General features: G+C 73.7%; 16 protein-coding genes. 3 read left to right on the top strand and 13 right to left on the bottom strand.

Annotation, left to right across the window (positions count from 1 at the left end):
* Positions 1-21: 21 nt before the first annotated feature.
* Positions 22-1,404, bottom strand: coding sequence for a PAS domain-containing protein (locus ACZ4TO_RS26695; protein ID WP_385042401.1), 1,383 nt, complete (start codon positions 1,402-1,404; stop codon positions 22-24).
* Positions 1,405-2,151: 747 nt separating this feature from the next.
* On the opposite strand from ACZ4TO_RS26695, the gene ACZ4TO_RS26690 reads away from it, so the two are divergent.
* Entirely contained in the window at positions 2,152-3,216 is a 1,065-nt protein-coding gene (locus tag ACZ4TO_RS26690; RefSeq protein ID WP_468025394.1) for an isopenicillin N synthase family dioxygenase, read from the top strand.
* A gap of 42 nt (positions 3,217-3,258) precedes the next feature.
* Here the strand turns inward: ACZ4TO_RS26690 and ACZ4TO_RS26685 are convergent, their stop codons facing one another.
* Positions 3,259-4,359 carry a citrate synthase 2 gene (locus ACZ4TO_RS26685; protein WP_382792784.1) on the bottom strand — a complete coding sequence of 367 codons (1,101 nt, stop codon included), beginning with the start codon at positions 4,357-4,359 and terminating at the stop codon, positions 3,259-3,261.
* Between the two features lie 452 nt (positions 4,360-4,811).
* On the opposite strand from ACZ4TO_RS26685, the gene pdxH reads away from it, so the two are divergent.
* Positions 4,812-5,450 (top strand): pyridoxamine 5'-phosphate oxidase, encoded by a 639-nt coding sequence (pdxH, locus tag ACZ4TO_RS26680; protein ID WP_382792893.1) that lies wholly within the window; start codon positions 4,812-4,814, stop codon positions 5,448-5,450.
* Between the two features lie 69 nt (positions 5,451-5,519).
* Here pdxH and ACZ4TO_RS26675 read toward each other — a convergent pair whose 3' ends face one another.
* The 8 genes from ACZ4TO_RS26675 to ACZ4TO_RS26640 form a co-directional block, all read right to left on the bottom strand.
* The gene (locus tag ACZ4TO_RS26675) at positions 5,520-6,137 is read right to left on the bottom strand and encodes a TetR/AcrR family transcriptional regulator (RefSeq protein WP_382792782.1); all 618 of its coding nucleotides are present in this window, start codon (positions 6,135-6,137) and stop codon (positions 5,520-5,522) included.
* Positions 6,125-6,859, bottom strand: a complete 735-nt coding sequence (locus ACZ4TO_RS26670) for an enoyl-CoA hydratase family protein (protein WP_382792780.1) — start codon at positions 6,857-6,859, stop codon at positions 6,125-6,127. The genes ACZ4TO_RS26675 and ACZ4TO_RS26670 overlap by 13 nt, the downstream gene beginning before the upstream one ends.
* Positions 6,856-8,421 carry a 4-coumarate--CoA ligase family protein gene (locus ACZ4TO_RS26665; RefSeq protein WP_382792777.1) on the bottom strand — a complete coding sequence of 522 codons (1,566 nt, stop codon included), beginning with the start codon at positions 8,419-8,421 and terminating at the stop codon, positions 6,856-6,858. Before ACZ4TO_RS26665 ends, ACZ4TO_RS26670 begins: the two co-directional genes overlap by 4 nt.
* A 17-nt stretch (positions 8,422-8,438) precedes the next feature.
* A complete protein-coding gene (locus tag ACZ4TO_RS26660; protein ID WP_382792775.1) occupies positions 8,439-9,599 on the bottom strand; it encodes an acyl-CoA dehydrogenase family protein in 1,161 nt (386 codons plus the stop codon).
* 115 nt (positions 9,600-9,714) lie between these two features.
* Positions 9,715-11,595 carry an acetyl/propionyl/methylcrotonyl-CoA carboxylase subunit alpha gene (locus ACZ4TO_RS26655; protein ID WP_468025393.1) on the bottom strand — a complete coding sequence of 627 codons (1,881 nt, stop codon included), beginning with the start codon at positions 11,593-11,595 and terminating at the stop codon, positions 9,715-9,717.
* Positions 11,596-11,603: 8 nt separating this feature from the next.
* Positions 11,604-13,202, bottom strand: a complete 1,599-nt coding sequence (locus ACZ4TO_RS26650) for an acyl-CoA carboxylase subunit beta (protein WP_382792770.1) — start codon at positions 13,200-13,202, stop codon at positions 11,604-11,606.
* A complete protein-coding gene (locus ACZ4TO_RS26645) occupies positions 13,199-14,911 on the bottom strand; it encodes an acyclic terpene utilization AtuA family protein (RefSeq protein ID WP_468025392.1) in 1,713 nt (570 codons plus the stop codon). Before ACZ4TO_RS26645 ends, ACZ4TO_RS26650 begins: the two co-directional genes overlap by 4 nt.
* Positions 14,908-15,702 (bottom strand): TIGR03084 family metal-binding protein, encoded by a 795-nt coding sequence (locus ACZ4TO_RS26640; protein WP_468025391.1) that lies wholly within the window; start codon positions 15,700-15,702, stop codon positions 14,908-14,910. Before ACZ4TO_RS26640 ends, ACZ4TO_RS26645 begins: the two co-directional genes overlap by 4 nt.
* A gap of 150 nt (positions 15,703-15,852) precedes the next feature.
* Here ACZ4TO_RS26640 and ACZ4TO_RS26635 point away from each other — a divergent pair, with 150 nt between their 5' ends.
* Positions 15,853-16,623, top strand: a complete 771-nt coding sequence (locus ACZ4TO_RS26635) for an SDR family oxidoreductase (RefSeq protein ID WP_468025390.1) — start codon at positions 15,853-15,855, stop codon at positions 16,621-16,623.
* Positions 16,624-16,788: 165 nt separating this feature from the next.
* On the opposite strand, the gene ACZ4TO_RS26630 is transcribed toward ACZ4TO_RS26635, so the two are convergent.
* The 3 genes from ACZ4TO_RS26630 to ACZ4TO_RS26620 all read right to left on the bottom strand — a co-directional run bounded on the left by ACZ4TO_RS26630 (position 16,789) and on the right by ACZ4TO_RS26620 (position 22,142).
* Positions 16,789-17,745, bottom strand: coding sequence for an EamA family transporter (locus tag ACZ4TO_RS26630; RefSeq protein ID WP_468025389.1), 957 nt, complete (start codon positions 17,743-17,745; stop codon positions 16,789-16,791).
* A gap of 136 nt (positions 17,746-17,881) precedes the next feature.
* The gene (locus tag ACZ4TO_RS26625) at positions 17,882-19,006 is read right to left on the bottom strand and encodes a lipid II:glycine glycyltransferase FemX (RefSeq protein WP_468025388.1); all 1,125 of its coding nucleotides are present in this window, start codon (positions 19,004-19,006) and stop codon (positions 17,882-17,884) included.
* Between the two features lie 46 nt (positions 19,007-19,052).
* A complete protein-coding gene (locus ACZ4TO_RS26620) occupies positions 19,053-22,142 on the bottom strand; it encodes an FAD-binding and (Fe-S)-binding domain-containing protein (RefSeq protein ID WP_468025387.1) in 3,090 nt (1,029 codons plus the stop codon).
* Positions 22,143-22,284 lie beyond the last annotated feature (142 nt).

The raw sequence follows: 22,284 nt of genomic DNA, 5'->3' as shown, positions 1-22,284 counted from the left end.
CCGCCCAGGCGCGAACCCGCCCTAGGGCCTGTCCGTCAGCTCTTCCAGGTCCAGGGCCATCGCGATCCGCACGGCCACGTCCTCCGCGTACATCGCGTCCGAGCGCTCGAACCGGCTGCGGCCCGCGCTCCGCAGGAACGTCACGACCCCGAGCGTCCGGCCGCGGCTGCGCAGCACCGCGCACAGGGCGTGCACGGAGTCGCGCGGCCACTGCCGGGCCAGCGCCCATTCGCGCGCCTGCTCGGGGTCGGCGGCGGCCGCGTCGGCCCGGACCGAACCGGCGCGGTCCACGCACTGGAGCGCCGGGTGCCCCTCCCCGTAGCGCAGGGGCAGTCCGGCCTTGCCGGTGATGTGGCTCGGTCCGGGCGATCCGGCGGGCGTGGCGACGGTCCGTACGAGCCGGACGGGCCCCTCCCCGTTCGCCGGACCGCCCGGGGCGACCCGGTCGACCAGCGCGTGGTCGGCGAAGCCCGCGAGGGCGAAGTCGAGGTGCACGGCGGCGGCCTCACCCGGGTTCTCGCACTCGGCCGCGGCCCGCGCGGCCCGGTGCAACTGGTTGGCGCGGAAGCGCAGCAGCGCCGCCTCCTGCTCGGTCTGCTTGGCCTCGGTCACGTCCTGGAAGAGCCAGCCGACACCGAGCGGTACGGGCTCCTCCGCGAGCGGCGAGGCGAGCCGCACGAAGCCGCTGCGCCAGCACCGCCGCTTCTCGCCCTCCGGCGTGCGCAGGCCCACCCACATCTCCGCGGGGGCCGGTGGCGCGCCTTCGGACAGGACGTGGGTGAGGGCGCTCTCCAGTTCCTCGACGCCCTGGGAGAGGAGGTCGCCCAGGGGCCGGCCGAGGGCGGAGGTGCGGCCGGCGCCGAGGGCGTGGGCGGCGTACGCGTTGACCACGGCGGGCCGCAGGTCGGCGTCGACCAGCACCACGCCCCAGCCGGCGTCCTCGAAGAGCGCCTCGCTCAGGGCGATCGACCGTTCGAGGTCGATCTGGGTGTGCACCTCGCTGAAGGCGCAGTACACCCCGGCGGGCTTGCCCTCCGGGCCGCGGACGGCGGCGGACTGGGTGCGGACGAGGACCCTGCCGCCGTCCTTGGTCAGGAGCGCGAACTCGTGCACCTGGCGGCCGGGCGCCTCCATGGCGGACATCAGCCGGCCCTCGACCTCCTCGGCGTCGGCGGTCCGCACGGCCCAGCCGGCGAATCCGCGCCGCCCCACCGCTTCGGCCGCCGTCCACCCGAGGATGCGCTCGGCCTCGCGGTTCCAGTGGGTGAGGACCCCGTCGGCGTCGAAGGCGCACAGGGCGGCGTCCATGCCGTCCAGCAGCGCGGCCAGCAGGTCGGAGCCGTCCCGCTCGGGCTCGTCCGGCCCCAGCTCGTCGGTGGTCCCACTACGCCGGGAAGCACTCACCTGGACCCCCTGCAGGCTGCGTCCGTTGTGTACGGCGCGACAGTTCGCTCACTCGTCACCATTCAACTCGAACGTGACCCAGCCCACACCTCGTTCCTCGAAGATGCCCGAAGAAGAGGGAAATCCCTCTGTGCCGCGAACCGTGCGAGGACCGCGAATAAATCGCTTGAGCCTTCCGGGACGGGTTCCTAGAGTTCTCCACACGTAGGAGAGGAGGTGGTTCGGCTCATGACGGAAACCCGGACATACGAGGTGACTGCGGGCTAGCGGCCCGCTGTCGGACTCGGTTCGGCGCCGGACCGGCATGCGACACGCATGCAGCCGGCCCAATCCAACGCAGTCACCCGACCCGTGAGCTCGCCGGTACGTCCGGCCGGCCCCGTCGCCGCGAGGCGGAGGGACCCGAGCTCACGGGTCGTCCGCGTCTCCCGGCCCGCGCGCCCGCCTCCGGGCGATCGCGGACCTCCGAGTGATCGCGGACCTCCGCGGCCCGGACCTCCGAGCGATCATCGATCGTCGAGTGACCCGGGTCACAGGTGGTTCGCGGGGAGAGCAGTACGCTGTGGCCATGCTTCCGATGCTCGTCCGACGCCGCCACGTGGATTTCGTGCGCGTCACGAGCATGGGCTGTCGGCGCTCCGCCTGACCGGCCCCCTTCGCACGGCTTCTTCCCTCCCCGGCACCCGTGGCCCCCGCCCCACCCCCGGCGGCCGCCCCGGGCACCCGTAGACCCCGCGGACGCACCTCATGACGACGAACACGTCTTCCACGTTTTCCACCGCTGCCCCGAACGGGCGCTCCCACGCCCCGTACCAGCAGCTTCCGATCATCGACCTCTCGGCGGCCGACCGCGGCCCCCAGGCACGGGCGCTGCTGCACGCGCAGCTCCACAGCGCCGCCCACGACGTCGGCTTCTTCCAGCTCGTCGGGCACGGCGTGACCGAGGCCGAGACCGGCGCGCTGCTGCGGGCCATGCACCGGTTCTTCGCGCTCCCCGAGGCCGACCGGCTGGCCCTCGACAACGTCCTCTCACCGCATTTCCGCGGGTACACGCGCACGGGCGACGAGCGCACCGGCGGCAGCCGGGACTGGCGGGACCAGCTCGACATAGGCGCCGAACGGCCCGCGCGGGCGCCGCTGCCCGGCGAACCCGCGTACTGGTGGCTCCAGGGTCCGAACCAGTGGCCGGCCGCGCTGCCGGAGCTGCGGACGGCCGCGCTGGCCTGGATGGAGCGGCTGAGCGCGGTCGCGGCCCGGCTGCTGCGCGAGCTGCTGACCTCCATCGGGGCCCCGGCCGGCTTCTACGACCCGATCTTCGGCGAGCGGGCCCACCCGCACCTGAAGCTGGTGCGCTACCCCGGGAGCGCCGGCGACGGCGCCGATCAGGGCGTGGGCGCGCACAAGGACTACGGATTCCTGACGCTGCTGCTCCAGGACCGGATCGGCGGGCTCCAGGTGCAGCGCGACGACGGCCGTTTCCACGACGTGCCGCCGCTGCCGGGTGCCTTCGTGGTCAACCTGGGCGAGCTCCTGGAGGTCGCGACGAACGGCTATCTCGTAGCCACCAACCACCGGGTGGTGAGCCCGGCCGGGGCCACCGAGCGGTTCTCGGTGCCGTTCTTCTACAACCCGCGCCTGGACGCCCGGATCGAGCCGCTGCCGTTCCCGCACGCCTCCGGCGCGCCCGGCGTCACCGACGACCCGTCGAATCCGCTCTTCGCCGAGTACGGCTTCAACGAGCTCAAGGGCAAGCTGCGGGCGCACCCGCTCGTCGCCGCCCGCCACCACGCGGAGCTGCTCGCTCCCGCGTGACGGCGGTCGTCCCGGTGCGGGGCCGGTGCGCCCCGCGCCGGGTCAGTGCGCGATGTCCTCGAACCCCTCGATCTCCTGGACACCGCGGGTGCCGGGTCCCACGTAGCGGGCGGAGGGGCGCACCAGGCGGCCGGTGCGCTTCTGCTCCAGGATGTGGGCCGACCAGCCCGCGGTACGGGCGCAGGTGAACATGGACGTGAACATGTGCGCCGGGACCTCGGCGAAGTCCAGGACGATGGCCGCCCAGAACTCGACGTTCGTCGCGAGGACACGGTCCGGGCGGCGGGCGTGGAGCTCGGCGAGCGCGGCCTTCTCCAGGGCCTCGGCGACCTCGAAGCGGGGGGCGCCCAGCTCGCGCGCGGTGCGGCGCAGCACCCGCGCGCGGGGGTCCTCGGCGCGGTAGACGCGGTGGCCGAAGCCCATGAGGCGCTCGCCGTTGTCGAGGGCCTGCCGGACGTAGGCGTCGGCGTCCCCGGTGCGCTCGATCTCCTCGATCATGCCGAGGACGCGGGAGGGGGCGCCGCCGTGCAGCGGGCCCGACATGGCTCCCACCGCGCCGGAGAGCGCCGCGGCGACGTCCGCGCCGGTCGAGGCGATCACGCGGGCGGTGAAGGTGGAGGCGTTCATGCCGTGCTCGGCGGCCGAGGTCCAGTAGGCGTCGACGGCGGCGACGTGCTTGGGGTCCGGCTCTCCGCGCCAGCGGATCATGAACCGCTCGACGATGGAGTGGGCCTTGTCGATCTCGTTCTGCGGGACCATGGGCAGGCCCTGTCCGCGGGCGGACTGGGCGACGTACGACAGGGCCATGACGGCGGCGCGGGCGAGGTCCTCGCGGGCCTGCTCGGCGTCGATGTCGAGGAGGGGTTTGAGGCCCCAGACGGGTGCGAGCATCGCGAGCGCGGACTGCACGTCGACACGGATGTCACCGGAGTGGACGGGGATCGGGAACGGCTCGGCGGGCGGCAGACCGGGGTTGAAGGCGCCGTCGACGAGGAGTCCCCAGACGTTGCCGAAGGAGACGTGGCCGACGAGGTCCTCGATGTCGACGCCCCGGTAGCGAAGAGCGCCGCCCTCCTTATCGGGTTCGGCGATCTCCGTCTCGAACGCGACGACTCCTTCGAGTCCGGGTACGAAGTCGGACATCAGGCGGCTCCTCGTGATGTGTGCGACGGATGGTGTTGTCGGGGTTGTGGTGACCCTGCGCCCCTGTGGGGGCGACGGTCGACGGGGAGGTGCTGCGCCGGCCGGTTCCACGGTCGTCCGCGAAGACTCCCGAATGCTCTTCGGTCGGTCTCCGCCGGCTCGCGGTCCGAAAGCGGTCACCCCGGTGATGCCCCGTACGACTGGTCCTCCAACCGGAACGGCATCAGCACGATATCCCCGAGTGCCATCTTCAGGGAGAGAACGCGGCACTGAGTGCCACTGCGTGACGAAGCCCACCCGCCCTCGCACCCGGCCCGCGAGGGGCCCCGATGCGGCAGGATGACCGCGTGAACGATCGTGTCCCGGACGAATCCACGAACGAGCCCCTCATCCAGGCCGCGGCCGAGGCCGCCGAGGCCGCGCACGAGGAGATCGCCGCCGACCCGGCCTCCATGCGGGCGCACTACCGCGCCGAGGGACTCGACGAGAGCGATCTCGCCGCGCACCCCATGGAGCAGTTCTCCCGCTGGTTCGAGCAGGCGGCCCAGGCGGCGGTGCACGGTTTCGTGCACGAGCCGAACGCGATGGTCGTCTCCACGGCGGACGCCGAGGGCCGGCCCAGCTCACGCACGGTGCTGCTCAAGGGGTACGACGACCAGGGCTTCGTCTTCTACACGAACTACGACTCGCGCAAGGCCCGCGAGCTGTCCCGCAACCCGTACATCTCGCTGCTCTTCCCGTGGCATCCGCTGGCCCGGCAGGTCATCGTCACCGGGACGGCCCGGCGCACGGGCCGGGAGGAGACCGCCGCGTACTTCCGCACCCGCCCGCACGGCTCCCAGCTCGGCGCCTGGGCGAGCGCGCAGTCCACGGTCATCGCCGGGCGCAGCGAGCTGGACGCCACGTACGCGGAGCTGGACGCCCGCTACCCGGAGGGCGAGCAGGTGCCCGTGCCGCCGCACTGGGGCGGTTTCCGGATCGCCCCGCAGACGGTCGAGTTCTGGCAGGGCCGCGAGAACCGTCTCCACGACCGGCTCCGCTACGTGGCCCGGCCCGACGGCGGCTGGCGGGTCGAGCGGCTCAGCCCCTGACCCGGGACCGGGGCCGCCGATCCTGACCAGGGGCCGGGGCCGCCGATCCTGACGAGGGACCGGGGCCGGTCAGCCGAGGGTCTCCTCCACGATCGTCCCCCACTGCGCCACGACCCGCTCCCTGCGAGCGGTGTCGTCGGTGAGCAGGTTCGCCAGGCCGAGACCGCGCGCCATGTCCAGCAGCCCCTGCACCGTCTCGCGCACCCCGGGCCGGGACTCGTCCGCGCCCAGCAGGTCCACCGCGATGCGGTGGCTCTCGCGGCCGACGCGCCCTTCGAGCTCGGTCACCCGCGCCCGGAGCTGGTCCTCGTTCGAGGCCGCGACCCAGAGGTGGAGGGCGGCGCGGAACAACGGCCCGGTGTAGAGGCCGACGAGGGCCTCGACGACGGCACGCCGGTCGGCGGGACCGTCGGGGAACAGGTCCCGCAGGGCGCTGGAGCGTTCCTCGGCGACGTACTCGACGGCTGCCGTGAAGAGGTCCTCGCGGGTGGGGAAGTGGTGCTGGGCGGCACCCCGGGACACCCCGGCGCGCTCGGCGACGACGGAGACCGTGGAGCCCGCCCAGCCGTGTTCGGCGAGGCAGGCCACGGCGGCGGCCAGGAGCCGCTGCCGGGTGGCCCGGCTGCGGTCCTGTTTGGGGACGTGCGGAGTACGTGCCGCGTGTTCCGTCGCGCTCACACCACCCATGCGGGATCCCGTCGTTCGAGGAAGGCCGTCATACCCTCGCGGGCCTGCGCGGAGGAGAACAGCCGGGCCGAGAGCGCGGTCAGGTCCGCCGCGTCCCGGTCGAAGGTCTCCAGCACCTTAGCCGTGAGCAGTGCCTTCGTCTCGGCGAGGGCGTCGGGGGCCGACCGGCGCAGCCCGTCGAGCACGGGCGCGAGGACGGCGTCCACGTCGTCCCCGGCCGCCGTGAGGAGCCCGGTGCGGACGGCCTCGGGGGCGTCGAGGCGTTCGCCGGTGAGGTAGTAGCGGGCGAGGGCGCGCGGGTCGGCGCGGGGCAGCAGCGGCAGTGAGATGACGGCGGGGGCGACCCCGATCCGTACCTCGGTGAAGGCGAAGGTCGACGCCTCGCCCGCCACCGCGATGTCACAGGCCCCGAGCAGGCCGAGGCCGCCCGCCCGGACGTGTCCTGCCACCCGGGCCACGACGGGTCTGCGCAGCTCGACGATCTGCCGCAGCAGGCCGACGAAGGCCTCCGGGGGCGGCGGGTCGCGCAGGTCGGCGCCCGCGCAGAAGGTGTTCCCGGTGTGGGTCAGGACGACGGCGCGTACGTCGCCGTCCTTGCCGCAGCGGGTGAGCGCGTCGGCGAGCTCGCCCACGAGGACGGCCGAGAGCGCGTTGCGGGTGGCGGGCGAGTCCAGGGTGAGCGTGGTGACGCCGCGCTCGTGTTCCGTGCGGACGACGGTCATGACAGGCCTCGCAGTTCGCGGCGCAGGATCTTCCCGGAGACCGCCCTCGGGACGGCGTCGATGAAGCTGACGACGCGGACCCGCTTGTACGGGGCGACGCGCTCGGCGACGTACAGCATGACCTCGTTCGCGGAGAGGTCGGCGGCCGAGGGCTGGCGCACCACGAAGGCGTGCGGGACCTCGTTGTTGTCCTCGTTGTAGGACCCGATGACGGCGGCGTCGGCGATGCCGGGGTGGGTGAGCAGCAGTGCCTCCAGCTCGGCGGGGGCCACCTGGAAGCCCTTGTACTTGATGAGCTCCTTGACGCGGTCCACGACGAACAGCCAGCCGTCCTCGTCGACATGACCGACGTCCCCGGTGTGCAGCCAGCCGTCCGGGTCGATCATCGCGGCCGTCGCGTCGGGCCGGCCCAGATAGCCCTTCATGACCTGGGGCCCCCGGACGACGATCTCGCCGCGTTCTCCGACGGCGACGTCCTTGTCCGGGTCGTCGAGGGAGACGATGCGCATCTCGGTGCCGGCGACGAGTTTGCCGACCGTGCCCGGGGGCGGGTTCTCGGCGCCCAGCGGGACGACGTGCGTGCCGGGCGACAGTTCGGTCATGCCGTAGGCCTGGCCCACCGGCGGCAGCCCGAGCCTGGCCGAACAGGCGGCCGCGAGGGCGGCGTCCAGGGGCGCGGCCGCCGAGACGATGTACTCCAGGGAGGACAGGTCGTACTCCGCGACGGCCGGGTGCTTGGCGAGCGCCAGGACGATCGGCGGTGCCACGTACAGGCCGGTGATGCGGTGCTCCTGGATGGCGCCGAGGAAGGTGTCGAGGTCGAAGCGGGGCAGCACGACCACGGTGGCGCCCTGCCGCAGGGGCGCGTTCATCAGGGCGGTCAGTCCGTAGATGTGGAAGAACGGCAGTACGGCCAGGATGCGTTCGCCCGGGCCCATCGGCATGGCCGGTTCGAGCTGGGCGAGGTTGGTGGCTATGGAGCGGTGGGTGAGCATCACGCCCTTGGGGACGCCCGTGGTGCCCGAGGAGTACGGGAGCGCCGCCACGTCCTCGACGGGGTCGATGTCCACCCGCGGTTCGGGCGCGGTGCCGCCCAGCAGGTCGACCATGGACCGGTGGCCCTCGGCCTGGTCGCAGACGAAGATCTCCCGTACGCCGCCCGCGAGTTCGGCGGCCCTGCGGGCGGTCTCCAGCAGCGGCGAGACGGTCACGATCCAGCGGGCCGAGGAGTCCTGGAGCTGCTTGGCGAACTCCTCCGCCGTGGCGAGCGGGTGCACGGTGGTGACCGACGCCCCCGCGCGCGTGGCCCCGTAGAAGACCACGGGGAAGGCGATGGTGTTGGGACTGTGCAGGGCGAGCACGTCGCCCTTGCGCAGCCCCGCCTCGGCGAACGCGGCGGCCAGCCGCCGGTGGAACTGGTCGACCTGCGCGTAGGTGAGCGTGGTGCCGTCGACGCCGTCGACGAGCGCGGGCGTCTCGCCGCGCTCGGCGGCGTGTCCCAGGACGGCGTCGTGAATGGGTTCCTCGACGGCCGGAACATCTGCGTACTCGCTGCGGAACACGGTTCCTCCTAGAGCGCTCAGTACGACTTGGGCAGGCCCAGGGTCTGGTGGGAGACGTAGTTCAGAATCATCTCCCGGCTCACCGGCGCGATACGAGACACGCGCGCCGCCGTGATGAGGGAGGCGAGCCCGAACTCCCGGGTGAGGCCGTTGCCGCCGAGGGTGTGCACCGCCTGGTCGACGGCCCGCACACAGGCCTCCCCGGCCGCGTACTTGGCCATGTTGGCGGCCTCCCCGGCCCCGATGTCGTCGCCGATGTCGTACAGGTACGCGGCCTTCTGCATCATCAGCCGGGCCAGTTCGAGCTCGATGTGGGCCTGCGCGAGCGGGTGGGCGATGGCCTGGTGCGCGCCGATGGGCGCCTTCCAGACGGTGCGGTCCCGCGCGTACTCCACGGCCCTGGCGAGCGCGAAGCGGCCCATGCCGATCGCGAACGCGGCCGTCATCACCCGCTCCGGGTTGAGACCGGCGAACAGTTGCAGCAGTCCCGCGTCCTCGTCGCCGACCAGGGCGTCGGCCGGCAGCCGCACCTCGTCCAGGGTGAGCTCGAACTGCTTCTCCGCGCTGGCCAGTTCCATGTCGATCTGCCGCCGCCCGAAGCCCTCGGCGTCGCGCGGGACGATGAACAGGCAGGGCTTGAGGCTGCCGGTGCGCGCGTCCTCCGTGCGGCCCACGATGAGCGTCGCGTCGGCGATGTCGACGCCGGAGATGAAGACCTTGCGGCCGGTCAATACCCAGTCGGTGCCGTCGCGGCGGGCCGTGGTGGTGATGCGGTGCGAGTTGGAGCCGGCGTCGGGCTCGGTGATGCCGAACGCCATCGTGCGGGAGCCGTCGGACAGGCCCGGCAGCCAGGTGCGCTTCTGCTCCTCGGTGCCGAAACGGGCGATGACCGTGCCGCAGATGGCGGGCGAGACGACGAGCATCAGCAGCGGACAGCCGGCCGCACCCAGCTCCTCCAGGACGATGGACAGTTCCGCGATGCCGCCGCCTCCGCCCCCGTACTCCTCCGGCAGGTTCACCCCGAGGTAGCCGAGCTTGCCCGCCTCGGCCCACAGCTCGTCGGGGTGACCGCCCTCGGCGACGGCCTTGGTGAGGTACTCGCGGCCGTAGCGCTTGCCGAGAGCGGCGACCGCGGAACGGAGCGCCTTGTGTTCGTCGGTCTCTGTGACAGGGCTCATGAGGGCTCCTCGGTACGGAGATACGGAACGAGCGGGAGTACGAGGGGTGCGGAAGGTTCGGGAGATGCGGAAGGTGCGGAAGGTTCGGGAGATCCGGGAGATGCGGGGCGCCGTCTCACCCGGCGTCGGCCGGTGGCGTCTCCCCGGGCGTCGCGTCCTCGCGTACGACGGCGAGCAGCGCGCCCACCTCCACCTGCTGCCCGACGACGGCGTGCAGAGCGGTGAGCGTGCCCGCCGTCGGCGCCGAGATCCGGTGCTCCATCTTCATCGCCTCCAGCCACAGCAGCGGCTCCCCGGCCCGCACCGCGGCGCCCTCGGCGAGCCCCTCGGCCACCCGGACCACGGTGCCGGGCATCGGCGCGAGCAGCGAGCCCGGAGCCCGGTCCGCGGCCGGATCGGGGAAACGGGGGAGCTCGGTCAGCGCGGTCGCGTTCACGAAGACCCGGCCGTCCGCGTACCGCGTCACCTCGAACGTCCGCCGTACTCCCGCCACTTCGAGGACGACCCGGCCGGCGTCGGCGTGCAGCACGCGCACCCCGTCGGCCGCGAGTCCCTGCCGCGTGTGCCGGTACGCGGCCTCGTGCTCGGAGCCGTGCATCCGGTACCGCCTGGTCTGCGGAGCCGACGCCAGGTTCCGCCAGCCGCCGAACCGCGAGCGCCCGTGCGCGTCGGCCAGGGCCGCGGCCAGCGGGGCGTACGGATCGGGGGCGGGCTCGGTCAGCGCGGCGAGGTGACGGTCGTAGAAGCCCGTGTCCATCCGGGCCCCGGTGAACTCCTCGTGCCGCAGCGACCGTACGAGCAGATCCCGGTTGGTGACCGGACCGTGGAGCGTGGCCCGCTCCAGGGCGCCCGCCAGCTTCCGCACGGCCTCCGCGCGGGTGGGGGCGTGCGCGACGACCTTCGCGAGCATCGGGTCGTAGTGGATGCCCACCGAGTCGCCGTCGGCGAACCCGGTGTCCAGCCGGACGCCGTCCGGGACGGCGATCCGGTGCAGGGTGCCCGTCTGCGGCGCCCACGCGCCCGCCGGGTCCTCCGCGTACAGCCGGGCCTCCACCGCGTGGCCCCGCGCGGGCGGGGGCTCGCCCTCCAGCCGCTCCCCCTCCGCGACCCGCAGTTGCAGGGCCACCAGGTCGACCCCGAACACCGCCTCCGTCACCGGGTGTTCGACCTGGAGCCGGGTGTTCATCTCCAGGAAGTGCGCGGTGCCGTCGGCGACGAGGAACTCGACCGTGCCCGCCCCGACGTAGTCCACGGCGCGGGCGGCGCGCACCGACAACTCGTGGAGCCGTCGCGTGAGTTCCTCCCCCAGTCCGGGGGCGGGCGCCTCCTCGATCACCTTCTGGTGGCGGCGCTGGAGGGAGCAGTCGCGGGTGCCGAGCGGCCAGACCGTGCCGTGCGCGTCGGCCAGGATCTGCACCTCGACGTGCCGGCCGCCCTCGACGTACGGCTCGACGAACACCTCGCCGTCGCCGAAGGCGCTCAGCGCCTCCGCCCTGGCCGCCTCCAACTCGGCGTCCAGATGCTCCAGTTCACGGACGATCCGCATCCCGCGGCCGCCGCCGCCCGCGGCGGCCTTGACCAGGACCGGCAGGTCCGCGGCGGTGACCCGCTCCAGGGGCGCGAGCCCCATCAGCTTCTTGGCCCGCGTCTTGGACGCCATCGCCTCGATCGCCTCGGGGGACGGCCCGACCCACACCAGCCCGGCGTCGATCACCGCCCGCGCGAAGTCCGCGTTCTCCGACAGGAACCCGTACCCCGGGTGCACCGCGTCGGCGCCCGCGTCCAGCGCGGCCCGCACGACGAGATCGCCCCGCAGATACGTCTCGGCGGGGGTCGCGCCGGGCAGTCGCACCGCCGCGTCCGCCTCGCGGGTGTGCAGGGCGTTCTCGTCGGCGTCGGAGTACACGGCGACCGTGCGCACCCCGGCCGCACGGCAGGTGCGGAAGACCCGGCAGGCGATCTCGCCCCGGTTGGCGACCAGCAGACTCGCAATCACGTGATCCCTCACATCCGGAAGACGCCGAAGCCACCGCGCGCGCCCTCGAAGGGCGCCGTGTGGATCGCGGACAGGCACAGGCCGAGGACGGTGCGGGTGTCGCGCGGGTCGATGACCCCGTCGTCGTACAGCCGCCCGGACAGGAACATCGGCAGCGACTCGGACTCGATCTGCTGCTCCACCATGGCGCGCAGCGCCGCGTCGGCGTCGTCGTCGTACGGGTGGCCCTTCGCCGCGGCCGACTGCCGGGCGACGATCGACAGGACGCCCGCGAGCTGCTGCGGTCCCATCACGGCCGATTTGGCGCTGGGCCAGGCGAACAGGAACCGCGGGTCGTAGGCCCGGCCGCACATCCCGTAGTGGCCGGCGCCGTAGGAGGCACCCATGAGCACCGACAGATGCGGGACCCGCGAGTTGCTCACCGCGTTGATCATCATCGCGCCGTGCTTGATGATGCCGCCCTGCTCGTACTCCTTGCCGACCATGTAGCCGGTGGTGTTGTGCAGGAAGAGCAGCGGGATGTCGCGCTGGTTGGCCAGTTGGATGAACTGGGCGGCCTTCTGGGACTCGGCGCTGAACAGCACGCCCTGCGCGTTGGCGAGGATGCCGACCGGGTAGCCGTGCAGGCTCGCCCAGCCGGTGGTCAGGCTCGTCCCGTACAGCGGCTTGAACTCGTCGAAGTCCGAGCCGTCGACGATCCGGGCGATCACCTCGCGCGGGTCGAAGGGGTGCTTCAGATCGCCGGGGACGATTCCCAGCAGTTCGTCCTCGTCGTACTTGGGGGGCTCGGCCGGGGCCGGATCGCCGTACGCCTTGCGGTGGTTGAGCCGGGCGACGACCCGGCGGGCCTGGCGCAGCGCATCCCGCTCGTCGACGGCGAAGTGGTCCGCGAGGCCCGACACGCGGGCGTGCATCTCCGCGCCGCCGAGCGACTCGTCGTCGCTCTCCTCGCCGGTGGCCATCTTCACCAGCGGCGGACCGCCGAGGAAGACCTTCGCCTTCTCCTTGACCATGATCACGTGGTCGGACATGCCGGGGACGTACGCGCCGCCGGCGGTCGAGTTCCCGAAGACCACGGCCACCGTGGGGATCCCGGCCGCCGACAGCCGGGTGAGGTCGCGGAAGATCGCGCCCCCGGGGATGAAGATCTCCTTCTGGGAGGGCAGGTCGGCGCCGCCGGACTCGACCAGGCTGATGCAGGGCAGCCGGTTCGCGAGGGCGATGTCGTTGGCCCGCAGCGCCTTCTTCAGGCTCCACGGGTTGCTGGCGCCGCCGCGCACGGTCGGGTCGTTGGCGGTGATCAGGCACTCGACGCCCTCGACCACCCCGATGCCGGTGACGAGCGAGGCGCCCACCGTGTAGTCGCTGCCGTAGCCCGCGAGCGGCGACAGCTCCAGGAAGGGCGTGTCCGGGTCGAGCAGCAGCTCGATGCGCTCACGGGCGAGCAGCTTGCCGCGCTTCCGGTGCCGCTCGACGTACTTCTCGCCGCCGCCCGCGAGGGCCTTGGCGTGCTCGGTGTCGAGGTCGGCGAGCTTGGCGAGCATGACCTCGCGGTTCGCCTGGTAGTCCTGGCCGCCCACGTCCAGGGCGGACGAAAGGACCGTCATAGCAGGACCTCCGGGATGTCGAGGTGACGGGAGCGGAGCCATTCGCCGAGCGCCTTGGCCTGCGGGTCGAAGCGGGCCTGGGAGGCGACGCCCTCGCCGAGGATCCCCTCGACCACGAAGTTGAGGGCGCGCAGGCCCGGCAGGACGTGCCGGACGACCCGCAGCGGGCGGCTCTCCGGGATCAGCTCCCGAAAACGGTCGGCCGTCAGTTCATGGGCGAGCCAGCGCCAGGCCTCGTCGGTGCGGACCCAGACGCCGACGTTGGCGTTGCCGCCCTTGTCGCCGCTGCGGGCGCCCGCGATCAGTCCGAGCGGGGCCCGGCGGGTGGGACCCGCGGGCAACGGCTCGGGCAGGGACGGCTCTTCGAGTGTCTCCAGGACGAGCGTTTCCTGGGCCGGGATCACCGAGAGGCGGCTCCCGTCGTCGAGGACGGCCACCTGGTCCACGGCGCCCTGGGGGACGTACACATCCTCGAAGACCCCATAGGGCGCGCCCTTGCCCGGTGGCGCCACCACATGGAATCCGGGGTAGCTGGCGAGTGCCAGCTCGATGGCCGCCCCGCTCAGCGCGCGCCCCACGGCGGCCTGGTCGGGATCGCGGACGACTAGCCGCAGCAGGGCGCTGGCCGTCTCCTCGGTGTCCGCGTCGGCCCGGTCGGTGCGCACCAGTTCCCAGCGCACCTCCGCGGGCGGCGTCTTGGCGAGTGCGTCGCCCATCTGCTCGCGCACCAGCGCGGCCTTGGTCTCGATGCCGAGTCCGGTCAGGACGAAGGTGACCTCGTTGCGGAAGCCGCCGAGCTTGTTGAGGCCGACCTTGAGGGTGGGGGGCGGTGCCTCGCCGCGCACGCCCTCGATCCGCACCCGGTCCGGGCCGTCCTGGACGAGCCGGACGGTGTCCAGGCGGGCGGTGACGTCGGGTCCCGCGTACCGGGCGCCCCCGGTCTCGTACAGGAGCTGCGCGGTGACCGTGCCGACGTCGACGAAGCCGCCGGTGCCGGGGTGCTTGGTGACGACGCAGCTTCCGTCCTCGTGGATCTCCGCGAGCGGGAAACCGGGGCGGCGCACGTCGCCATCGGCGAAGAAGGAGTAGTTGCCGCCGGTGGCCTGGGTACCGCACTCCAGCACGTGCCCGGCGACGACGGCTCCCGCGAGCCGGTCGAAGTCCGTGGGCCGCCAGCCGAAGTGGGCGGCGGCGGGCCCGGTGACCAGGGCCGCGTCGGTGACCCGGCCGGTGACCACGATGTCCGCGCCCGCCAGCAGGCACTCCGCGATGCCGAAGCCGCCGAGATAGGCGTGCGCGGCGAGGCTGCCGATGGGGGTCCCCCCTGGTCGAGCGGAGTCGAGAGCTTGGGGGAGTGCGGCGGTGAGGTCGTCGCCCTCGACGTGGGCGACGCGCACCGGGATGCCGAGCCGGCCGGCCAGGTCCCGGACGGCGCCGGCGAGGCCCGCCGGGTTGAGGCCCCCGGCGTTCGTCACGATCTTCACAGACCGCTCGTGGGCGAGACCGAGACAATCCTCCAACTGCCGCAGGAAGGTACGGGCGTATCCGGCGGCGGGGTCCTTCAGCCGGTCCCGGCCCAGGATCAGCATGGTCAGCTCGGCGAGGTAGTCACCGGTGAGGACGTCCAGTTCACCGCCGGTGAGCATCTCGCGCAGGGCGTCGAAGCGGTCGCCGTAGAAGCCGGAGGCGTTGCCGATGCGCAGCGTCACGCCGCCCCCTCCTTCGGCGGGCGTCCGTCGCCGGGCGGGCCCGCGAAGGCCTGGGCGATGCCGAGCCAGCGCTCGGCGTCGGGGCCCTCGGCGCGCACGTCGACGTCGGCGCGGTTCGCCCGCTGGGTGACCAGCAGGCAGAAGTCGAGGGCGGTGCCGGTGACCCGCTGGGGGGCGTCCTCGGGGCCGTAGGCCCAGGTGCCGCCGGAGGGGGCGAGGATCTCGACCCGGAACTCCTCGGCGGGCGCGGCGAGCCCGCGCGCGGCGAAGGCGAAGTCCCGGGTGCGCACCCCGATGCGGACCACGTGCCTGAGCCGGTCGGTGGGGGCGCGGACGACACCGAGGGCGTCGGCGACGTCCTGGCCGTGGGCCCAGGTCTCCATGAGCCGGCCGGTGGCCATGGAGGCGCCGGACATGGGCGGGCCGTACCAGGGGAAGCGGGTGCCCGGCACGGACGCCCGCAGGGCCCGGTCGAGCGCGGCGCGCCCCGCCCGCCAGCGGGCCAGCAGTTCGGCGGACGGCAGCCGGGCCCCGTCGTCGGCGCCGTCGTCCACGAACGTCGTGGGCGCCGCGAGCGCCTTCTCGACGAGGCCGTGGAAGGCGTCGGCGTCCGTGACGGACAGGAGGGCGGAGTGGTCGGTCCAGGCGAGGTGGGCGATCTGATGGGCGACGGTCCAGTGGGGCGCGGGCGTCGGGAGCGCCCACCGCTGCGGACTCAACTCGGCCACGAGCCGGTCGAGTTCTTCGCTTTCGTCACGCAGATCGTCGAACACGGGCGTCGGATCGGACATGGGGGGAGCATGTCAGCGCCCCCAGAAACAATCAAGCATGCTTGCATCAATTTATTTCCCGCAGTCGGCCCCGGACCCGTCACATCTCCGGCCCCCGGTCCGTCATACCGATGACGACGCGACACGAGGGACGCAGAGGGAGACGTGAGCATGAGCGAGACCAAGAAGATCGCGGTGGCCGGGGCGACCGGGCGGCTCGGGCGGCATGTCGTGGACGTGCTGACGGAGCGCGGGCACGCCGTCGTACCGATGTCCCGGGCCACCGGGGTCGACATCGTCACCGGCGCCGGACTGGCCGAGGCGCTGGAGGGTGTGGACGTCGTGATCGACGCGTCCAGCACGCCCTCGGCGGACCAGGAGGTGGCGACGGAGTTCTTCACGGCCGCGGCCCGCAATCTGCACGAGGCCGGGGAGAAGGCCGGGGTCGGCCGGCTGGTGGTCGTGTCGATCATCGGCATCGACGCCTCGGTCGCCGGTTACAACGCGGCCAAGCTGGAGCACGAGCGCGCGGTGCTGGCGGGACCGGTGCCGGTGCGGGTGCTGCGGGCGGCGCAGTTCCACGAGCTCGTGGAGCAGTTCACGCAGTGGGGGCGCCAGGGCGACACCGTGTACGTCCCGAGGATGCGGACCCAGCTCGTGGCGGCGGGGGCCGTGGCGGAGGCGCTGGTGGAGCTGGCGGAGGCGGACGAGGCACCGGGGGCGCGGGCCCCGTTCCCGGAGGTGGCCGGTCCGCGCGAGGAGAGCCTGGAGGAGGCGGCCCGGCTGCTGCTGTCCCGCCGGGACCCGGCCGCGAAGCTGATCGCCGTGAGCGACCCGGACAACCCGGAGCGGGACCTGTTCGAGAACGGCGGCCTGCTCCCCGGAGCGGACGCCCGGCTGGCGGGCCCGGCGTTCGCCGAATGGCTGGAGTCGACTTCCTGAACCGGGCGCGCCCCGGGGTGCCTGCCCCGGGCGCTCGGCACCCGGGGCGCGCCGGGCGGGCGGGGCGCCGGGAGCTCCGGGCGGGGTGCGGGTGCCCGGGGTGTCGCACCGCGGGGCCGCGGCCGTGCCGGACCGCCCGGCCGGAGGCCCCGTGACGCGTGCGGGTCAGGGGGCGTCGAGCGGGAGGGTCGCCTTGCCTCGGCCGACCTGGGTGCGGACCGCGCCCATGCTCGCGCCGATGACCAGGGCGATCGCGGCCGCCTGGGTGGCGGACAGGGACTGGTCGAGGATGAGGAAGCCCGCTGTCGCGGCGATGGCGGGCTCCAGGCTCATCAGGATCGCGAAGGTCGACGCGGGCAGCCGGCGCAGGGCGAGGAGTTCGAGGGTGTAGGGCAGGACCGAGGAGAGGACCGCGACGGCGGAGCCGAGGGCCACCGTGGTCGGGTCCAGCAGCCGGGTGCCGGACTCGGCGATCCCCAGCGGGAGGAACAGCAGCGCCGCCACGGCCATGGCCAGCGCCAGCCCGTCGGCCTGCGGGAACCGGCGGCCCGTACGGGCGCTGAAGACGATGTACGCCGCCCACATCGCGCCCGCCCCGAGCGCGAAGGCCGCGCCCACCGGGTCGAGGGAGCCGAACCCTCCGCCGCCCAGCAGGAAGACCCCGCACAGGGCGAGGCCCGCCCACACCGCGTTGACCGCGCGGCGGGAGGCCAGCACCGACAGGGCGAGGGGGCCGAGCACCTCCAGGGTGACGGCGGCGCCGAGGGGGATGCGGGCGACCGACTCGTAGAAGAGACCGTTCATCGCGCCCATGGCGATGCCGAAGACGGCGACCGTCCCCCAGTCGGCGCGCGAGTGGCCGCGCAGCCGGGGACGGCAGAACAGGAGCAGGATCACCGCGGCGGCGAGCAGGCGCAGGGTGACCACGCCGAGCGCGCCGGCCCTGGGCATGAGGGTCACCGCGAGGGCGCCGCCGAACTGGACCGAGATCCCTCCGGCCAGCACCAGCCCGACGGGCCCGAGGGAACCGAGACGGCCGGGCGCGCCGCCCGGGGACACAGGGGCGTGGTCCGTCCCGGGAACGGGCGCGGACGACGAGGTGGTGGCGCTGGGGGTGCTCACGGGCGGTCCTGGGGGCTGGCTACGGTCAGGTGTTCATCACGATGCACTACCGAGTCCAGGGTAGTGGACTTCGTCAGGAGTGTGAACCGCTCATGTAGCTGTCCTGGATGCTGAGACCGGGACCGGGACGCCCTCCTCAGCGACGGGACATGTAGACGTCGAGCGCCTTGTGCAGCAGCCGGTTGATGGGGAGGTCCCACTCCCCCAGGTACTCCGCGGCCTCGCCGCCCGCGCCGGCCTTGAAGCGCAGCAGTCCGACGAGGTGGTCGCTCTCGTCGAGGGTGTCGGTGATGCCGCGGAAGTCGTACACGGCGGCGCCCAGCGCGTGGGCGTCGCACATCATGCGCCACTGGATGGCGTTGTTGGGCTGCACCTCGCGCTTGCGGCTGGTGGAGGCGCCGTAGGAGTACCAGACATGGCTGCCGACGGTCAGCATGGTGGCCGCGGCCAGGACGTCGCCCTCGTGGCGGGCGAGGTACAGCCGCATGCGGTCGGGGTCCTCGGCCGTCAGCGAGGTCCACATCCGCTGGAAGTAGGGCAGCGGGCGCGGGATGAAGCGGTCCCGCTCCGCCGTCTCCGCGTAGAGCTCGTAGAAGGCGGGCAGGTCGTCGTATCCGCCCCTGACCACCTCGACGCCGGCCTTGTCGGCCTTCTTGATGTTGCGGCGCCACTGCTGGTTGAGGCCCTTGTGGATGTCCTCCAGGGAGCGTCCGGCGAAGGGGACCTGGAAGACGTAGCGGGGCTGGCCTGCCGCGAAGCCGTCCTCGCCGCCCGGCTCGGTCCGCTGCCAGCCCATGGCCCGCAGCCGCTCGGCGATCTCGGCGGCGCCCGGTTCGTGCGAGGAGGCCGTCACCTCGCCCAGGCGCCGCGCCGCCGGATCGGCGATGGCCGTCTTGACCGTGTCCGCGCTCCAGCGGCGCGTGACGACGGGCGGGCCCATCTTCACGGTGAACGCGCCGCGTGACTTCAGATGCGCGACCATCGGCCGCAGCCAGCGTTCGGCGAGGTCCGGGTCGTGCCAGTCGATGACGGGACCCTCGGGCAGATACGCGAGGTAGCGCTTGACCTTCGGCAGGGGGCGCAGCAGCACGAGGCCGGCCCCCTGGAGGCGGCCGTCCGCGTCGAACCAGCCGAGGCTCTCCGCCCGCCAGTCCGGCTTCACGTCCCCCCAGGACGGCACCTGCATATGGCTGGCCGAGGGCCGCGAGCGGACGAACGCCAGGTGTTCGTCGCGGGTGATCGACTGCAGGCGGAGGGTCATGCGGGTCGCTCCTCGGAGTCCTTCGGCCGGTGAGACGCCAGCGTACTTACGGAGTCGCCGCGGACCCCTCGTTCCGCGGGCCGTCGTCCAGCGCCCGTGCCAGCACCTCCGCCAGGTGGCGGCCCCGGCGGCCGGAGAGCTGGGCCAACTGGGTGCGGCAGGAGAAGCCGTCGGCGAGGATCACGGCGGCGCCGCCTGCCGCCCGGACCGCCGGCAGGAGCTGTTCCTCCGCGCAGGCCCGCGACACCTCCTCGTGGCCCCTCTCGAAGCCGAAGTTGCCCGCGAGCCCGCAGCAGCCGCCGGCCAGGGTGCCGGTCAGGCCCGCCGCCTCGCGCAGCCGGCGTTCGGCCCCGTCGCCGAGGACGGCGTGCTGATGACAGTGCGTCTGGCCCACCACCGGACGGTCCAGGCGGGGCGGGGTCCAGTGCGGCGCGTGCCGTTCCAGTGCCTCGGCGAAGGTCACCACCGAGGCCGCCAGCCGGGCCGCGCGCGGGTCGCCGGGCAGCAGCTCGGGCAGGTCCGTGCGCAGGGCCGCGGCGCAGCTCGGCTCCAGCACGACGACCGGGAGGCCGTCCATGGAGAGGTAGGGCTCCAGGAGGTCGAGGGTGCGGCGCAGGACGGCGCGGGCGCGGTCGAGCTGGCCGGTCGAGACGTACGTCAGTCCGCAGCAGACCCGGTGCCGGCGGCGCGGGAGCAGCGTGCCCGGCCGGAAGGGGCGCCTGGTGACCCCGTCGCCGACGGGCCCGTGGCGCCACACCGTCCTCGGCGGCAGCAGCACGGCCAGTCCGGCGGCCTCCAGGACCCGTACGGCGGCCCGTCCGACGGAGGGCTCCAAGTGCTCGGTGAAGGTGTCCGGCCACAGGAGGACCGTCCGGCCCTCGAACCCCGGGAACAGTCCGGCACCGGGCGGCCGCCCCTCGCGTCCCGCCGCACCCGCCGCGCCCGCCGCGCCCCGGCGCCGCTCACGCACGTAGGCCCGTGCCCGGTCCCGGAACCGGGCCGACCACCACCGGCTGAACGTCTCCGGGGCCAGCCGCGGGATGTCCCGTCCGGGTGCGACGCCGGCCAGGCGCTTGGCCGCGGCGGCCACCGGGGGCAGGGACACGAGGAGGTTGACGAGCCGGGCCGAGCGGGTGCGGGTCACGGCCGCGAGCCAGAAGGGGAGCCGGCCCAGGGCGTAGTGCGCGGCGGGACGGCGGCGGCCGGCGTAGTGGTGGTGGAGGAACTCCGCCTTGTACGTGGCCATGTCGACGCCGACCGGGCAGTCGGACCGGCATCCCTTGCACGACAGGCACAGGTCGAGCGCGTCACGGACCTCCGTCGAACGCCACCCGTCGGTGACGATCTCGCCGGCGAGCATCTCGTGCAGCAGCCTGGCCCGGCCGCGCGTGGAGTGCGCCTCCTCGCCGGTGGCCCGGAAGGAGGGGCACATGACCTCGTCGCCGCCCGGGACCGTTGCCGTACGGCACTTGGCGACGCCCACGCAGCGGCGCACCGCCGCCGAGAAGTCGCCGCCGTCCGCCGGATAGCCGAACTCCACGTCCACCGGCCGGTGCGGCAGCACCGCGAAGCGCAGGTTCTCGTCCAGCCGGTGCGGGCGGACGAGCATGCCGGGGTTGAGCAGGCCGCTCGGGTCCCAGAGGTCCTTGGCCCGTTCGAAGAGGCGGACCAGGTCGGCGCCGTACATGGCCGGCAGCAGTTCCGCGCGGGCCTGCCCGTCCCCGTGTTCGCCGGACAGAGAGCCGCCGTGGGAGACGACGAGGCGGGCGGCCTCCTCCGAGAAGCGCCGGAAGCGGGTGACGCCTTCCCGGGAGATCAGGTCGAAGTCGATCCGGACGTGGATGCAGCCGTCGCCGAAGTGCCCGTACGGGGTGCCGTGCAGGCCGTGGGCGGCGAGCAGGGCGCGGAAGTCGCGGAGGTACGCGCCGAGCCGGGCGGGCGGCACCGCGCAGTCCTCCCAGCCGGGCCAGGCCTCACCGCCGAGCCCGTGCCCCCGGCCGGGCAGGGCGTCGTCCCCCGCGTGGGGCATCCGGGTCGCCGTGCCGCTCGCGTCCTCCCGCAGCCGCCACAGCGCCCGCTGCCCGGCCGGGTCGGTGACCACCAGGGCGTCCCGTACGTCACCGGCCCGCACGATCGTGTCCGCACGCGCGCGTGCCTCGGCCGGTGATCCGCCGCCGGTCTCCACGAACAGCCAGGCCCCGCCGCGCGGCAGCCCCGCGTCGGCGGGCACGAGATCGGCGGCCATCCCCTCCACGGTCAGCGGCCCGTACCCGAGCAGGCCGGCCGCGGCGTCCGCGGCCGCGCTCTCGTCGGGGTAGGCGAGGACGGCCAGCGCCCGCGCCGGAGGCGCCTCGACCAGGCGTACGACCGCCTCGGTGAGCAGGCCCCAGGTGCCCTCGGTGCCGCAGAACGCGCGGGCCACGTCCGCGCCGCGCTCGGGCAGGAGCGCGTCGAGGGCGTATCCGGAGATCCGCCGGGGCAGCTCGGGAAAACCGGTCCGCAGCAACGCCAACTCGCCCTCCACCAGGGCCTTCAGACCGTCCGGGGCGCCCTGCCAGGCGCGGCCGAGGCGGCGGGTGTCCCCGCCCGCGCCGACGACGGTGAGCTCTCGCACGTTGTCCGCGGTGGTGCCCCAGGCGACCGAGTGGGAGCCGCAGGAGTTGTTGCCGATCATCCCGCCGAGGGTGCAGCGGCCGTGCGTGGAGGGGTCGGGGCCGAAACGCAGGCCGTGCGGGGCCGCGGCCTCCTGGAGACGGTCGAGTACGACGCCGGGCTGGACGACGGCCGTACGGGCCTCCGGGTCGACGGCGAGGATCCGGTTCATGTGCCGGGTGAAGTCGAGGACGACGCCGGTGCCCGTGGCCTGCCCGGCGATCGAGGTGCCGCCGCCGCGCGCCACGACCGGCACCGCGTGGGCGCGGCACGCGGCGAGCGCGGCGGCCACGTCGTCGGCGTCCCGCGGGGCCACCACACCGAGCGGCACGCGCCGGTAGTTGGACGCGTCCATCGTGGTCAGCGCCCGCGCCGTCGCGTCGAAGGAGACCTCGCCGCGCACGGCCCGCGCCAGTTCGGACCGCAGCCGTCCGGCGAGCCCCTCGTCCGCGTTTCCTTCCGGCCGTCCACCCAGATCCGTCATGTCTCCAGGATGCCGCCGGGCTTCGGCACCGGCCCTTCGGCCGCGCACCCGAAAGGCCCCGATATGCGGGGGCGATCATGAAACCGCTTTTCGAAGCTTCCCAATCGGATCACGAACTCTCATATAGTGACGACGAGTTGAG

This window comes from Streptomyces sp. NPDC028298, from assembly GCF_055565895.1.
Note: the sequence above shows the minus strand (reverse complement) of the source record. Positions and strands in the feature narration are given on the sequence as shown.

Bases quoted from the DNA above. Each gene is read 5' to 3' on its own strand.
- ACZ4TO_RS26690 (WP_468025394.1), top strand. From the start codon at position 2,152: ATGACGACGAACACGTCTTCCACGTTTTCCACCGCTGCCCCGAACGGG.
- ACZ4TO_RS26685 (WP_382792784.1), bottom strand. From the start codon at position 4,359: ATGTCCGACTTCGTACCCGGACTCGAAGGAGTCGTCGCGTTCGAGACG.
- pdxH (WP_382792893.1), top strand. From the start codon at position 4,812: ATGCGGGCGCACTACCGCGCCGAGGGACTCGACGAGAGCGATCTCGCC.
- ACZ4TO_RS26675 (WP_382792782.1), bottom strand. From the start codon at position 6,137: ATGGGTGGTGTGAGCGCGACGGAACACGCGGCACGTACTCCGCACGTC.
- ACZ4TO_RS26670 (WP_382792780.1), bottom strand. From the start codon at position 6,859: ATGACCGTCGTCCGCACGGAACACGAGCGCGGCGTCACCACGCTCACC.
- ACZ4TO_RS26660 (WP_382792775.1), bottom strand. From the start codon at position 9,599: ATGAGCCCTGTCACAGAGACCGACGAACACAAGGCGCTCCGTTCCGCG.
- ACZ4TO_RS26650 (WP_382792770.1), bottom strand. From the start codon at position 13,202: ATGACGGTCCTTTCGTCCGCCCTGGACGTGGGCGGCCAGGACTACCAG.
- ACZ4TO_RS26640 (WP_468025391.1), bottom strand. From the start codon at position 15,702: ATGTCCGATCCGACGCCCGTGTTCGACGATCTGCGTGACGAAAGCGAA.
- ACZ4TO_RS26635 (WP_468025390.1), top strand. From the start codon at position 15,853: ATGAGCGAGACCAAGAAGATCGCGGTGGCCGGGGCGACCGGGCGGCTC.
- ACZ4TO_RS26625 (WP_468025388.1), bottom strand. From the start codon at position 19,006: ATGACCCTCCGCCTGCAGTCGATCACCCGCGACGAACACCTGGCGTTC.
- ACZ4TO_RS26620 (WP_468025387.1), bottom strand. From the start codon at position 22,142: ATGACGGATCTGGGTGGACGGCCGGAAGGAAACGCGGACGAGGGGCTC.